The 14130-nt window shown below is 53.1% G+C and carries 11 protein-coding genes; 9 read left to right on the top strand and 2 right to left on the bottom strand.

Features of this window, described 5'->3' with window-relative positions; translation table 11 throughout:
• Positions 1–313 precede the first annotated feature (313 nt).
• Positions 314–1297 carry a peptidylprolyl isomerase gene (locus tag ACO0LK_RS08275; RefSeq protein WP_422973992.1) on the top strand — a complete coding sequence of 328 codons (984 nt, stop codon included), beginning with the start codon at positions 314–316 and terminating at the stop codon, positions 1295–1297.
• Positions 1298–1552: 255 nt separating this feature from the next.
• On the top strand, positions 1553–3727 hold the full coding sequence (locus ACO0LK_RS08270) for a C1 family peptidase (RefSeq protein WP_422973990.1): 2175 nt from the start codon (positions 1553–1555) through the stop codon (positions 3725–3727).
• A gap of 21 nt (positions 3728–3748) precedes the next feature.
• On the opposite strand, the gene ACO0LK_RS08265 is transcribed toward ACO0LK_RS08270, so the two are convergent.
• Positions 3749–5083, bottom strand: a complete 1335-nt coding sequence (locus ACO0LK_RS08265) for an alpha-amylase family glycosyl hydrolase (protein WP_422973988.1) — start codon at positions 5081–5083, stop codon at positions 3749–3751.
• Between the two features lie 386 nt (positions 5084–5469).
• Positions 5470–7812, bottom strand: coding sequence for a DEAD/DEAH box helicase (locus tag ACO0LK_RS08260; RefSeq protein ID WP_422973986.1), 2343 nt, complete (start codon positions 7810–7812; stop codon positions 5470–5472).
• Positions 7813–8059: 247 nt separating this feature from the next.
• Here ACO0LK_RS08260 and ACO0LK_RS08255 point away from each other — a divergent pair, with 247 nt between their 5' ends.
• The 7 genes from ACO0LK_RS08255 to ACO0LK_RS08225 all read left to right on the top strand — a co-directional run bounded on the left by ACO0LK_RS08255 (position 8060) and on the right by ACO0LK_RS08225 (position 14129).
• Positions 8060–8470, top strand: a complete 411-nt coding sequence (locus tag ACO0LK_RS08255) for a hypothetical protein (RefSeq protein WP_422973984.1) — start codon at positions 8060–8062, stop codon at positions 8468–8470.
• A gap of 275 nt (positions 8471–8745) precedes the next feature.
• Positions 8746–9981 (top strand): M48 family metallopeptidase, encoded by a 1236-nt coding sequence (locus ACO0LK_RS08250; RefSeq protein WP_422973982.1) that lies wholly within the window; start codon positions 8746–8748, stop codon positions 9979–9981.
• A 21-nt stretch (positions 9982–10002) separates the two neighbouring features.
• Positions 10003–10662, top strand: a complete 660-nt coding sequence (locus tag ACO0LK_RS08245; RefSeq protein WP_422973980.1) for a TIGR00266 family protein — start codon at positions 10003–10005, stop codon at positions 10660–10662.
• Between the two features lie 12 nt (positions 10663–10674).
• Positions 10675–11361 (top strand): TIGR00266 family protein, encoded by a 687-nt coding sequence (locus ACO0LK_RS08240; RefSeq protein ID WP_422973978.1) that lies wholly within the window; start codon positions 10675–10677, stop codon positions 11359–11361.
• 8 nt (positions 11362–11369) lie between these two features.
• Complete coding sequence (locus ACO0LK_RS08235; RefSeq protein ID WP_422973976.1) at positions 11370–12452, top strand: TIGR00266 family protein; 1083 nt, start codon at positions 11370–11372, stop codon at positions 12450–12452.
• A 149-nt stretch (positions 12453–12601) separates the two neighbouring features.
• Positions 12602–13711, top strand: coding sequence for an HAF repeat-containing protein (locus tag ACO0LK_RS08230; RefSeq protein ID WP_422973974.1), 1110 nt, complete (start codon positions 12602–12604; stop codon positions 13709–13711).
• Between the two features lie 112 nt (positions 13712–13823).
• Positions 13824–14129 carry an NIPSNAP family protein gene (locus ACO0LK_RS08225; RefSeq protein WP_422973972.1) on the top strand — a complete coding sequence of 102 codons (306 nt, stop codon included), beginning with the start codon at positions 13824–13826 and terminating at the stop codon, positions 14127–14129.
• Position 14130: the final 1 nt, after the last annotated feature.

Raw genomic sequence — 14130 nt, 5'->3', positions numbered from 1 at the left:
CATTGCTTTGAGTTAATAATTGCGCTTTTGTTCCTTGTTTTCAGGGGAATTCAGCAAATTTTTCAACATTTGCAGGGAATTTATCTTAAAAATGAAGATAACTGATTGGCAATGCATGGCAACACGCCGGACAAGCGCTGCGATAGTTGATCTTTGATAGTTGATCTTTAATTGGTAAGTAAAAATGAATTTCTGGCAAAACAAGCATAATCACGAGTAAAATTCACCGTCATTTTTTATTCGTCGCATGCGGATTGTGCTGCATGCGCTCATGATCCGTGCTGTGATACAGCTCAATATTGAAGGAATTCGTATGTCAATTAAATCCCGTGTTGTTCTGGGTAGCGCGCTTGCCATGTTGGTACTGAGCGCCTGTAATGATAAAGATGCTGCAAAAACAGCGTCGACACCAGCGGCGGCATCCGCATCTGCTGCTGCCAGCAGCTCAGAAGTGGCAGCAACTGTGAATGGTACGGCCATCAGCAAAAAACAGCTGGACCAGATCATGCAGCAACAGGCAGCCCAGGGCATGCCTGACACACCAGAAACACGCAAGATGGTGATTGATAACCTGTCCATGCAAATCCTGGTAGCCCAACTGGCAGTGACCAAAGGTCTGGACAAGTCACCAGAAGTGGCTGACCAGCTGGAAATGACCAAACAGTCCATCCTGGCGAATGCCTATGTCAAAGACTACATCAAGACAGCCACGGTCACTGATGAAGCACTGAAAGCCGAATACGACAAGTTCAAGGCCACAGCCGGCGGCACCGAATATAAAGCCCGCCATATCCTGGTTGCCAAAGAAGATGAAGCCAAAGACATCATCGCCAAGATCAAGAAAGACATCAAGGCTTTTGATGGTCTGGCAAAATCCAAATCCAAAGATCCTGGCTCGAAAGACAAGGGCGGCGATCTGGGCTGGTTCAACCCACGCGGCATGGTGCCTGAATTTGGTGCAGCAGTCGCCAAACTGGAAAAAGGCAAGTTCACTGAAGAGCCAGTCAAATCCCAGTTCGGTTATCACGTCATCATTCTTGACGACAGCCGTCCACTGACGCCACCTTCACTGGAAGATGTCAAAGCTGGCCTGACTCAGCAATTGCAACAGCAAAACCTGAAAACCATGCTGGATGACCTGAAAGCAAAAGCCAAGATAGAAATCAAGGGCGAAGCACCTGCACCGGCCTCCGCTGCTGCTGCAACTGGTACACCACTGACAGTGACGCCTGGCACACCAACGCCTGCACCGTCTGCATCGGCTTCTGCTTCCGCATCTGCTGAAGTGAAGAAGTAATCAGGCTTTAGTATCAGTAACACGCATTCGCCAGTATCGCCTGGCGAATGCGAAAGACTGGCAGCCATTGCATCACCAGCGCTGCCAGCGCTCTCCAGTCACACTCCTCCCTATTGGTGTCTTCCCCGATATTGCTCGCTATTGCTCACTATCGCCCGCTATTGCCAAGTGCTGGCATTCCTGCGACACTTTACGATTGCAAATTAAGCAATGTACGCATAGTCGTACGCATAGTCCACATCGCCAGGAAACCGCATGTCTACCAGTCAATTCCAGTTCAATACCGCCACACTGTCGCTGGATGCACGCCCGGATCGCCTCGACATTCGTGACCGCCAGTATGCACCACGGATCAGCAATCTGCCGCCCTGCCACCCGCCGACAACGACACTCAGCACCGTGTTTCCCGAATACGTCAAAGCCGGCATGGTACTGAACCAGGGCAATGATGGTGCCTGCACAGGATTTGGTCTGGCTGCCATCATCAATTACCTGTTCTGGCTGCGCGACCCGGAAAGCCTGCAATGCAGCCCGCGAATGCTGTACCACCTGGCCAAGTTTTATGATGAATGGGCCGGTGAAGACTATACCGGCTCGAGTTGCCGTGGTGCGCTCAAGGGCTGGCACAAACATGGCGTATGCCGACGCGATTTATGGCCTTACACCGTCAATAAAAACGACAGAGCCCCTGCCTTTGAAGCCCCGCGTGAAGGCTGGGCGGAAGAAGCCTTACACAGGCCGCTTGGTGTGTACTACCGCATTGACAAGAGTTCTGTGACTGACATGCAGGCAGCGCTACTGGAAATCGGTGCCATCTACGTATCCGGCAGGGTACATGCGGGCTGGGCGCTGGAACAGGACAACAAGGCAAACGTCGCAGCCAGCTTTGCACAATTGCCGGTGATCCCGTTCTCGTTTGACAATGGTCCCACCAGCGGGCATGCCTACGCCATACTCGGTTATACCGGGCAGGGTTTCATTGTGCAAAATTCCTGGGGTAAGGGCTGGGGCCACCAGGGTTTCGCGATACTCACCTATGATGACTGGATTACCTACGGCGGCGATGCCTGGGCCATATCGCTGGGGGTGGCAATCGAACGCCCAGCCCTGCGTCACCACTGGCAGGGCAGCAATCCGCGTGCCGCCAAACTGACTGCATTGCCAGCCTTACCGGCCTACCGTGCCAGTGGTTCCGCAGTCCGGCCGCAGGCTTTACCAGCCAGCAGCAAGGCCGGGCCACCCAGTCTGAGCGTCGATCAGGCTTATGGCCTGACGCTGGTGCTGGGCAATGATGGCGGCTTGATACAACGCCTGCTGGGCGCCGCCGACGCAGTGGCAGCGGCGGAACAGGTGGTGCTGCAAGCGCCGCAAGCCTGGCTGGCAAATCTGGGCAGCAATAAAAAATTGAAGCTGGTGCTGTATGCCCAGGCAGGCATGGATAGCGAAGAAGCCAGCCTGCAACGCAGTGCCGCCCTGGCACCTTATTTTCTGGCAAATGGCATCTACCCGCTGTTCATCAGTTGGAAGACTGGCCTTTGCCCTGCCCTTAACGACCTACTGCAAGACAAGATGCAGGAACATGCGCCTGTCATCAACAGGGCTGCACAGGAAGCACTGGACCGCACCCTGGAAGCTGCCTGCGAATCATCCGGTGCCAAAGGCCTGTGGGTGCAGATGAAGATGAATGCAGCGCAGGCAGCGGAAGATGGCGACCCGCAACGCGGATTGTATGTGCTAGCAAAATACCTGCAAGAATTACGGCATGCCATCGGCCAGGACAGGCTGGAAATCCATTTGATAGGCCATTCTGCCGGTGCCATCCTGCACGGACATCTGCTGAGTCTTCTGGAGCAGCACAAGCTGGATGTTAAAACCTGCAGCCTGTATGCACCAGCATGCAGTATCGCTTTTGCCGACAGCACTTACCGCCCGGCCATACGTTCCGGCCTGCTGCCACGACAGAGCTTTCATATCCACCTGCTGTCTGACACCCGCGAGCTGGATGACAACGTTGGTGGCATCTATCAAAAATCCATGCTGTATCTGATTGCACGCGCTTTTGAAAGCCAGCACAAGACCCCTCTGCTGGGCATGGCAGCCAGTTTCGATGCCGCCAGCTTTGCTGACAAAAACCAGCAAAACGGACAATGGAATCATGCCAGCATGCGCAGCCTGCAAAGCTGGAACCAGTTTTACTGGGCCAGGAAAATACCTTCAGGCTTTGCCGCCACCGGTGCGGGTCTGAGTAAAACACAGGCATCCACTCTGCACATCATTCACGACAAATATATGCATGACGGCAAGCACAGCATGCCATCAGGGCATGGCAATTTCGATCATGATGTGGCGGTGCTGACGCAAACCCTGACCCGGATTGCCGGCATCAGCAATCCGGACCGGCTGGCAGTGCCGGTGTCGGATATCGGATAAACACTAATTTGGTAATCGGACTTACTTGACCAATACCTTGTATTCCCAGGGCTTCAGGCTGATTTGCTGGCCCTGTTTCAGGCTTTCTTTCTGGCCGGAAAACAGATTGCTCAGCGATGCAGCAGGTGCCTTGCTGAAACTGAATTGCTGCACCTGTCCGCTGAGATTGAAAATACCCACCACCTGGTTACCGGCCTTGCTGCGTGAAAATGCATAGATGGCTGCATCATTGGTCGTTGGCAAGCGCATTTGCTCACCACCATCCAGCCCATTCCACAAGGCATGATTGGTTTTTTTCAACTGGAACAGGGTGGTATAGATCGTCTTATAGGGATGGTCTTTCCACTGTATCGGGTCACGCTCAAAAAATTCCAGACGCTTGGTGTTACCCGCTTCCTGGCCCGAATACAGCAGGGGCATGCCTTTCAGCAAATTCGACAGCACCAGGAAATTTTCTGCGCCATCACCCAGACGTTCGAATTCTGTACCTTCCCATGAATTCAAATCATGGTTGGAGGTATGCAGCATGCGATAGGCATTGCGGTTAAATTTCTTTTCCGGCCCAGCCATGTAGGCCGCCAGGTCATTGGCGTTTTTCTTCCCCTTGGCGATTTCGCCAAACAAATCCTTGAGTTGCCATGCATACGTCATGTCAAAGGCTTTTTCGTGCAAGTCTGTGGTCTCGGCTTCGGCCAGCATGAAGACCGGTTTGACCTTGTCGAGTGCAGCCCTGGCTTCATTCCAGAAATCGGTCGGCACCATCTCGGCCACGTCACAGCGGAAGCCATCAATACCATATTCAGTCAGCCAGAACTTCAACGAATCTATCATCTCAGCCCGCAGTTGCCTGTTCGCATAATTGAGCTTGATGACGTCCTGCCAGTCGGGTACAGGCGGCACGAATTCGCCCTTGTCATTTTTGAGGTAATACTCGGGGTGAGATGTGACCCAGGGATGGTCCCAGGCGGTGTGGTTGGCAACCCAGTCTATGATGACCTTCATGCCCAGCGCATGGGCGGCATCCACCAGGCTCTTGAAATCGGCTGGCGTTCCAAATTCAGGATTGACGCCTTTGTAATCCCTGACCGCGTAATAACTGCCCAGTGTGCCCTTGCGGTTTTTTTCACCTATTGGATTGATGGGCATGATCCAGATAATACCCACGCCCATTTTCTTCAATTCAGGCAGATAGTCCTGGAAGCGCCTGAAACTGCCCTCGGGAGAATGCTGACGGATATTCGCTTCATAAATCGCCGCATTCCTGCTCCATGCCGGATGTTTAACGCTGCTGCTGGTTTGCGCATGTGCCGACAGCGATAGCAGGCCAAGCAAGGCCAGACTGGCTAGTTTGTTCATGATCTTGTCTCTTTGTTGTTTATGTAGTCAAGATACATCAACAAAAAATACGGATCAAGTGAAAATAAAACAAGAATCACTACAATGACAGACTATGATTTTTAGACTCTCCTATGAGGAAAGCTCATGAAAACGATGCCAAAAAATTTCACAAACACATCCCATCACAAAACAATTATGTAGTTTAAATACAAATCACAATCTTAAAACAAGCATTATCTGCGGTGTGCTTGCGTGCAAGTGGCATACCATCAATCAGACGCAGGGCATACTGCCCCAGAGCACCAAATACAAACCCTCGCATGAAAGCGGGGGTTTGTAGTGGTCTAACTTGCACAGATACGGCTAGTGCGGTCAAACCTGATACCTTGGCAGCACTGACTCACTCAAACTTTAGGGCCTTTGCGATGCGGCTTGGCCGACTCTGTTTTGGGTTTGCCCGAGCCATAACCCTTGGCTTTTTCTGTCACGCGGCGATCACCGCCTGCTTTCTTGGGGCCGAAAGGTGATGGCTGGTTTACTGGCAAAGGCTTGCGCACATGCTCTTCGCCCACCGGGCTGATCTGGATTTGCTTGCCGGCGACCCAGACTGCCTTCAACTGTTTCAGCAATTCCTTGGGCATGCCATCTGGCAAATCCAGTGTGCTGTAGTCGTCAAAAATATCAATACGGCCTATGTGCTTGGCTTCCAGCCCTGCTTCGTTGGCAATCGCACCAACGATATTACTGGGGGTAACGGCATCGGCCTTGCCGACTTCGATACGGTAAGTCTGCATGGGGATGCTGACCTTGCCCTTGCCGTCGGCCTTGTCTTTTTTCGGTTTGGCCGGGCGCTCTTCATCCAAAGGTGCACGGGCAGCACGATCCACGACCTGATTCAGCTTGCTGCCTGGTGCTGCTTCAGCAACACCAGGGGCAAAGGCACGGGGTGCGCGTTCGCGAGGCGCTTCTTCACGCGCTGCACGTGGTGCCGGGCGAGATGATGCAGCACTACCACCACTGCCTTTTTCTGCACTGATGCGCAGGGCCTGGCCGGCAACACGTACCGAACTCAGATGTTCCATCATGTCGCCAGGCAGATTGTCTGGCAGATCAAGGATGGTGTAGTCATCATAGATATCAATACGGCCGATGAACTTGGATTCTATATTCGCTTCGTTGGCAATCGCGCCGACGATATTGCCTGGCTTGACACCATGGTCATGCCCAACCGCGATGCGGAAAGTCTGCATGCCAGGCTCTGGCGTACGCGGACTGTGTTCACGGCGTGCGCTACGGTCTTCACGCGGGGCGCGTTCGAATCTGTCACCCCGGTCACCACGGTCGCGGTCACCACGATCTCCACGCTCGGCACGGGCCGGACGTTCATCGCGCCAGCTATCGTCAGTCTTGGTTTCTTTACGGTTTTTATCCAGCAGCAAAGGTTCATCACCGCGGGCCATTTTGGCCAGTGCGGCAGCAATTTCCACTGCCGGGATATTTTGTTCGCGTTCAAAATCTTCGATCAGGGACGTGAATTGTTCCAGACCACCTAGTGCCAGCGTGGCAGAAATCTGATCCTTGAAACGGGCGATACGAACATCGTTGACCGTCTGTATGGTTGGCAGCTCCAGTGGTGACACTGGCTGGCGCGTTGCCCGTTCAATCGCCTTCAACAGGTTTTTTTCGCGCGGGGTAATGAACAGGATGGCTTCACCACTGCGACCGGCACGACCAGTACGGCCTATGCGGTGGGTATAGCTTTCCGGGTCATACGGTACGTCGTAGTTGATGACGTGGCTGATGCGTTCCACATCCAGACCACGGGCAGCAACGTCAGTGGCGACCAGGATGTCGATTTTGCCGTCTTTCAGTTGCTGGATAGTGCGTTCGCGCTGTTGCTGGTTGATGTCGCCATTGATGGCGGCAACCGAGAAGCCTCTTGCATCGAGCCTCGCTGCCAGTTCTTCCGTACCCAGTTTGGTACGGGCAAAAATGATCATGCCGTCAAAAGTCTCGGCTTCCAGTATACGTGTCAGGGCATCCAGCTTGTGCATGCCGCTGACCAGCCAGTAACGCTGGCGGATATTGTCGGCAGTACCAGTCTTGGCAGCGACTGTCACTTCTGCCGGTTTGTTCAGATAAGTCTGGGCGATGCGCTTGATGGCGGAAGGCATGGTGGCCGAGAACAATGCAGTCTGACGGCCTTCCGGCGTTTCTTGCAAGATGCGCTCTACGTCATCAATAAAGCCCATGCGTAGCATTTCATCGGCTTCATCCAGCACCAGGGTTTTCAGGGCAGACAAATCCAGCGTGCCCTTGTCCAGATGGTCAATCACGCGGCCAGGCGTACCCACTACCACATGCACGCCACGGCGCAATGCCGACAATTGCGGACCATAGCTTTGCCCACCATAGATAGGCAGGACGTGAAAGCCGGGAATATGCCGCGCATAAGTCTGGAAGGCTTCGGCTACCTGTATTGCCAGTTCACGTGTCGGGGCCAGCACCAGTGCCTGTGGAGTGGTCTGGCGGATATCGATGCGTGACAGGATAGGCAGGGCAAAAGCAGCGGTTTTGCCGGTACCGGTCTGGGCCTGGCCCAACACGTCACGGTTGGACAGCAAAATCGGGATGGTAGCCGCCTGTATCGGCGACGGTGTTTCATAGCCTACATCCTGCAAGGCGCGCATGATGGGCGCGCTCAATTGCAGGTCTTCAAAAGTAATCGGGGGTTTGGTTTCTGACATGGCGATGCTCGCTCGTTCGCTCGTATCGCAGGATGCGACAGGATATTAATAGCCGTAGTTTACTCTTATGCCTTGAACTGAGGGGAATTTCCTGTCTTGCGCAGTGTCCTGCTGACCATAAACTGCACCAGATGTTATTATTTTTTTGTTATTATTATGACTGCTGACGACACTAACCTTGCACCAGCAAAATGACGGACAATTCACTTCATTATGACAAATACAATTTAAATCAAAGCGCGCGCCCATGAAAAATTACCTGTTTCTTGCTTTGGCCAGCATGGCTATTGCCACCTCTGCGAATGTGTATGCAGGCAATGATTTGCCTTCCGATCTCATACATGCCATGAGCAAGAACCGGCTTGAAAACATCCGGTTTCAGGTCAAGTTCCAGACAGACAACGGTGATGCCTTCGATTCCTTTTGCAAGGTATTAAACGTCAATCATTTACGCTATCTGAAAACGGTAACCGAAAAAACGGATAACAAGGGCGGACATTCCACAACCTGGGCAGCCGAGCTACAGAAACCTATGGCCGTCAATGATGATACGGCAGAATCGGCAAACAGCCTGCTGGCCAGCCTGCGCACGGCGACAGGCAGCAACAAGGGCAGTTTAAGCTGGTCGGTTTCATCAGATACGCCAGCAAAAAAATAATTCAACGTGCCTGTTCAAGAAGTCAACCGTGCCTCGGCGGGCGGCTGACTGACAGCCCTGACCCCAATAGCTTGAGAATAAGCGTTTGGCTGCCGGCACAGCCAATCCCTTCGACCTGGCTACGTGCAATGCATGAATAATGTGCATGACAAAAACAATATCAAAAGACGACAAGGCCTGATTTACAATTCAGCCATCATCCTGGCTATGTTGATCACATGCAGGCCAAGGTCAGGCAAGATGCAGTTTCTTTTTTATCATCACACAGGACATTCATGCACGCAGCTGCGCTCACCTCCACCACTTATTCGTGTCATGCCTTTCATGCATCCCTGCCGGGTGGCCGTGATACCGGTGAACTGCAACTGACGCAAATGGGGGTCAGTTATCAAGTGGCAACGCTGGTCGGCACCCTGCCATTTACACGACTGGAACTGACACTGGGTGGGGCAGCCAACAAACTGGTCTTCATCAAACACCAGGATCACCCTGATCTGGTCCTGTACACCAGCGATCTGGACATACTGGACAACCCCATTCTGCGCACCCATCCCGAATGTTCACGCCAGATAGGCGTGGCCCGCCGCAAGCGCGTGCAGGGCTGGACCATCTTGCTGGGCCTGAGTCTGCTGCTGATCGCACTGTTTCTGGGTATGCTGTGGCAAATGGGCAGCTTCTCAGAATATGCTGCAAAAAAAATCCCGGTGCAATGGGAAGAAAAACTGGGTGCTGGCGTTGCCGCTGAACAGGCGCTGGAAAACAAGCATATGCCCAGGGCAGAGGCGGATGTTTTGCTCAAGCCACTGACAGCACCCTTGCTACAGGCTCTGCAAAATTCACCCTACCGCTACACCATCGTCATCGCCAATGACAGCAGCACCAATGCCTTTGCGCTGCCGGGTGGGTACGTCACCATCAACTCTGGCCTGATCCTGAAGGCGGGCAGCGCTGAAGAATTACTGGGTGTGCTGGCACATGAAATCAGCCATGTAGAAGCCAGACATGGCATGCGCAGCGTCATCAGCAATGCCAGCATCTATCTGGTCGCCAGTGCTGTATTCGGCGATGTCAGCGGTTTGCTGGCGACAGTAGGTAATGCTGCGCCCTTGCTGCTCAGTCAGCAATATTCGCGTCAATTTGAAACTGATGCAGATGAAAGAGGTGTAATCCTGTTGCAGCGCGCGCGGATCAACCCCGAAGGTTTGCCACGTTTTTTTGAACGCATGATTGCGGAAGAAAAAGCCGCCATGGAAAAAATCGACAACAAGCAGGCAAGGGAAGCTTACAAACGCGCCATGGGCTTGCTCAGTACCCACCCCGCCAGCGAGAAGCGCTTGACAAATTTGCGTAGTCTGATCGGTCAATCCAAGGGACAATACGTGAATCAGGAAGCAGCATTCAGAGACTTGCAGGAAGCCGTCAAAAAATTTGTCGCCAAATCGTCCGAAGCAGAACCACCGAAAACAACAGCAGAAAAACCGTCAGTGTCAGTATCAGTATCAGCATCCTGACCAAACAAAAGGAGTGTCGCAGTGAAAGCAAATATCAAGGGAGGACATGCTTTTTCCTATGTCGAGATCGAACTCGAACCGGGTGAAAGCCTGTTGACTGAACCCGATGCCATGTCCAGCATGGATGCCAGTCTGGATTTGACGGCGCATTTCAATGGCGGCCTGATCCAGGGTCTGCTACGCAAATATCTGGGTGACGAATCCTTGTTCATCAGCCGTTTCAAGAATGCGACTTCATCTGCCCGCCGCATCAACATTGTTCAACCTACGCCAGGTGAAATCCTGTGCAGGGAATTGAATGATGAAGTCTATTACCTGCAACCCGGCGCTTTTCTGGCCTGCGAAGAAGGTGTAAAGATCGGGCTGGGCTTTGCCGGTTTTGCTTCCTGGGTAGCGCGTGAAGGCCTGTTCCGCATCAAGGTCAGCGGCAATGGCAAGGTCTGGTTTGGTGCCTATGGTGCGCTGCTGGAAAAAGAAGTAAATGGCGAATACATCGTCGATACCAGTCATCTGGTGGCGTATGAGCCTTCCCTGCGTCTGAACCTGCAACTGGCCGGCGGCCTGTTTTCCAGTTTCTTTGGTGGCGAGGGTCTGGTGACGCGTGTCAGCGGCAAGGGCAAGATCATCATACAAACCCGCAGCATTTCCAGCCTGACTGGCTGGCTTAATCCCAAATTATAAGAGGACGCGATCATGCAAGTAGAATTAGTCAGCCAGCCTGGCAATACCGCTGCCAAAATCAGCCTGCGCCCCGGTGAAGTCTGTACCGCTGAATCTGGTGCCATGCTGGCCATGAGCAGCAATATGCAAATCACTACCACTACCCACAAAAAACAAAGCGGCTCGCTGTTGAAGGCGGCCAAGCGTTTGCTGGGTGGTGAATCCCTGTTCCTGAATCATTTCGAACCGCAGAATACACCGGGCGAAGTGTGGCTGGGTACCGACCTGGCAGGTGACATGGTAGTACTGCCCTTAAACAACGATAATCTGATCGTACAGGGTGGTTCTTTCCTCGCCTGCGACCAGGGCATAGAAGTTGATCTGGGTTGGCAGGGCTTTAAATCCATCCTGTCGGGGGAACGTATTTTCTGGCTCAAGCTGAAAGGCCGGGGCACAGCTATCCTGTCTTCTTTCGGTGCCATTTACCCCATAGAAATCGACGGCGATTACATCGTCGATACTGGTCACATCGTGGCATTCAGCGAAACCCTGCAATTCTCCATCACCAAGGCCGGTAAAAGCTGGTTGCAATCCATACTCGGTGGTGAAGGTCTGGTGTGTAAATTTTCTGGCCGTGGCACGGTCTGGTGCCAATCGCACAATGAAAGCAGTTTCGGCAGCCTGCTCGGTCCCGATCTCAAGCCAGGCAGCAAAGGATAAGGACAGCCATGAATAATACCAATATAGATATCGTCCTCACCGGTGAACTGGCCGAAGGCATCAGTGTCGAGCAAGCCTGCTCGACGATAGAAAAGCTGTTCAAACTTTCCAGCGAACAGGCCAGACAATTACTCGACACAGCCCCGCGTGTCATCAAGCGCGGACTGGATGCGGCCACCGCAGAAAAATATCGCCTGACCATAGAAAAAGCTGGCTTGAAGGTCAGCCTGCGGGACGCGACCGCAGTGGCAAGCGAGGTTACCGCAACTGTAGCGCCTGCGCCTACACCTGCACCTGCACCTGCACCTGCACCAGCAGCACTGGAAAACGCTGTACCAGATGCCGCAACACCTGCTCTTTCCAGACAAGCGCCGCCTGTCGCTCAAAACGCCATCGAACCGGCAAAGCCAACCGCCGTTGTTACCTTTGAAGGTCTCAAATTTAAAATTGACGGCAGCCCGGATTTCGGCTTCCTGACCGTTGACATACCAGCTGGAAAAACGCTGAAAGTCGAAGCCAGTGCCATGGCCACCATGGACACCAACCTGGTCATGAAAACCAAGATGAAAGGCGGCATCTCGCGCATGCTGTCTGGCGAAAACCTGTTCCTCAATGAATTCACTGCTGAAAACGGACCAGGCGAAATCGGCATCGCCCCGGCCACACCTGGTGACCTGATCCACCGGTACCTGCGGGGTGAAACCCTGTACCTGCAAAGCGGTGCCTTTGTAGCCAGCACCCCGGGCATCAACATAGAAACTAAGTGGCAAGGCTTTACCAAGGGTTTCTTTTCTGGCGAAAGCCTGTTCCTGATCCGTGCTTCCGGCGAAGGTGACCTGTGGCTCAACAGCTACGGTGCCATCATAGAAATCGACGTCAAGGATGGCTATGTCGTCGACACCGGCAACATAGTCGCCTTTACCGATGGACTGGAATACAGCATCAGCAAAGTCGGCGGCTACAAATCCCTGTTCTTCTCCGGCGAAGGCTTTGTCTGCCGCTTCAAGGGTGAAGGCAAGCTGTGGATACAGACCCGCAGCGTCGGCGCCTTTGCAAACTGGGCGCGCCACTATCGTCCGGCGAAAGAATAAGGCAAACTCAACGACCCATCGCGCATCAGAAACGCTGCGCGATGGCCGGTAACGACAGAAGCCATAATTTATCTTTATCATCAAGCAATACATCTGTATATTCATCAGCTAATTCTCCCGCACAAAACTCCTTTTGAAAGGATGCTCGTATGCCTCATGCATTGCGTAGTGGTTTGTTGCTGTTGGCCCTGATTGGTGGCGAAGCCGCCGCGACGAGTCATTCTCTGGGTATAGAACGTAAACAATATGGCGAATCCATCGCCTATGACATGAATGCGGCGGGCCAGGTTGCTGCTGTCATCAAGGAAAAGGATGGCACGCCGCATGCCGTGTTTTTTGAAAATGGCAAGCTGATCAAGCTTGAACTGCCGGGCGAAACCGAGAGTGAGGCCAAGCGCATCAATGACAAGGGCGAGGTAGTCGGTTCTTCAAAAAAAGACCAGTCCTGGCGCGCATTCATCCGCAGCCGAGACCATGACACGCAAGAGCTGGGCACGCTGGGAGGCCCCAGCAGTTATGGTGCTGCAATCAATAATGCCGGTCTGGCAGTCGGCTTTGCCGATACCCCCAGCCGTGACTGGCATGCCTTCCTGTACACACCCGGCGAAGCATTGAAAGACCTGGGCACTCTGGGTGGCAAGGTCAGCTATGCCAGCGGCATCAATAACCTGGGGCAAGTAACCGGCACGGCAATGATAGCCGATGGCTCACGTCACGCTTTCTTATATGACAGCACCCGGGGCATGGTGGATCTTGGCACCATAGGAGGTCGTTACAGTTCAGCGACGGCCATCAATGACAAGGGTGTAGTGGTGGGCACATCGGAAACCAAAGACCGGCGCTGGCATGCCTTTGTGCATGACGGCAGCAAAATGGTGGACCTGGGCGACAAGATAGGTTTTGGCGACAGTTTCGCCACCGGCATCAACAATGAAGGCCATGTGGTCGGTGTGGTCGATACGCTGGATATGCGTTTATCCTTCGTCTGGCGTGACAACAAGATGGTACTGCACCCTTCTGGAAAAAGCCTGTACCTGACCAATGCCATCAACAACACCGGGCAGGTGATAGGCGCAAGTTACGATCGCGGCCTGTATGCTGCCACCATGCCTTCGAATGCCATTCCCTTTGTTGATCTGGGCGGCACTAAAATCCTCGGTTTCAATGTACTCGTAATAGTGCTGGCCCTTGGCCTGGCCATATTCCGCAAACGCCTGAAGGGTTTGTTTTTCGAAAACAGATTGTTTTTCGGAGCCTGATCCGATCCATGCCTGCCAGGGATAGCGTGTAGCAAGATAAGGCGCTGCCCTGGCAGGTAAGGTACACGCAGGAGGTGTAACATGCCATATCTCCCACCTTGCAAAGCCAATCATGATCACCTGCTACATCCGCTACATCATCGACCCCGTCAAACTGAAAGAGTTTGAGCATTACGGCAAACTCTGGATACCACTGGTCACCAAATTTGGTGGCCAGCATCATGGTTATTTCCTGCCTTCTGAGGGTGCGAATAATGTCGCGCTGGCACTGTTCAGCTTTCCCAGTCTGGCGACGTACGAACAATACCGCATACAGATGATGGCCGATGCAGAATGCCAGGCTGCGTTCAAGTTTGCCGAAGAAACCAAGTGCATCGTCAGTTATGAACGCAGCTTTTTCAAACCCGTGTTTGAATAGT

This window comes from Undibacterium sp. Ji49W (assembly GCF_049340205.1).
Taxonomy (GTDB): Bacteria; Pseudomonadota; Gammaproteobacteria; order Burkholderiales; family Burkholderiaceae_D; genus Undibacterium.
The sequence above is the reverse complement of the archived record's forward strand: the minus strand, read 5'-3'. Positions and strand labels throughout refer to the sequence as shown.

What these genes read in the sequence shown, in the direction of transcription:
- ACO0LK_RS08275 (WP_422973992.1), top strand. Translation starts at nt 314, where the DNA reads ATGTCAATTAAATCCCGTGTTGTTCTGGGTAGCGCGCTTGCCATGTTG.
- ACO0LK_RS08270 (WP_422973990.1), top strand. Translation starts at nt 1,553, where the DNA reads ATGTCTACCAGTCAATTCCAGTTCAATACCGCCACACTGTCGCTGGAT.
- ACO0LK_RS08265 (WP_422973988.1), bottom strand. Translation starts at nt 5,083, where the DNA reads ATGAACAAACTAGCCAGTCTGGCCTTGCTTGGCCTGCTATCGCTGTCG.
- ACO0LK_RS08260 (WP_422973986.1), bottom strand. Translation starts at nt 7,812, where the DNA reads ATGTCAGAAACCAAACCCCCGATTACTTTTGAAGACCTGCAATTGAGC.
- ACO0LK_RS08255 (WP_422973984.1), top strand. Translation starts at nt 8,060, where the DNA reads ATGAAAAATTACCTGTTTCTTGCTTTGGCCAGCATGGCTATTGCCACC.
- ACO0LK_RS08250 (WP_422973982.1), top strand. Translation starts at nt 8,746, where the DNA reads ATGCACGCAGCTGCGCTCACCTCCACCACTTATTCGTGTCATGCCTTT.
- ACO0LK_RS08240 (WP_422973978.1), top strand. Translation starts at nt 10,675, where the DNA reads ATGCAAGTAGAATTAGTCAGCCAGCCTGGCAATACCGCTGCCAAAATC.
- ACO0LK_RS08235 (WP_422973976.1), top strand. Translation starts at nt 11,370, where the DNA reads ATGAATAATACCAATATAGATATCGTCCTCACCGGTGAACTGGCCGAA.
- ACO0LK_RS08230 (WP_422973974.1), top strand. Translation starts at nt 12,602, where the DNA reads ATGCCTCATGCATTGCGTAGTGGTTTGTTGCTGTTGGCCCTGATTGGT.
- ACO0LK_RS08225 (WP_422973972.1), top strand. Translation starts at nt 13,824, where the DNA reads ATGATCACCTGCTACATCCGCTACATCATCGACCCCGTCAAACTGAAA.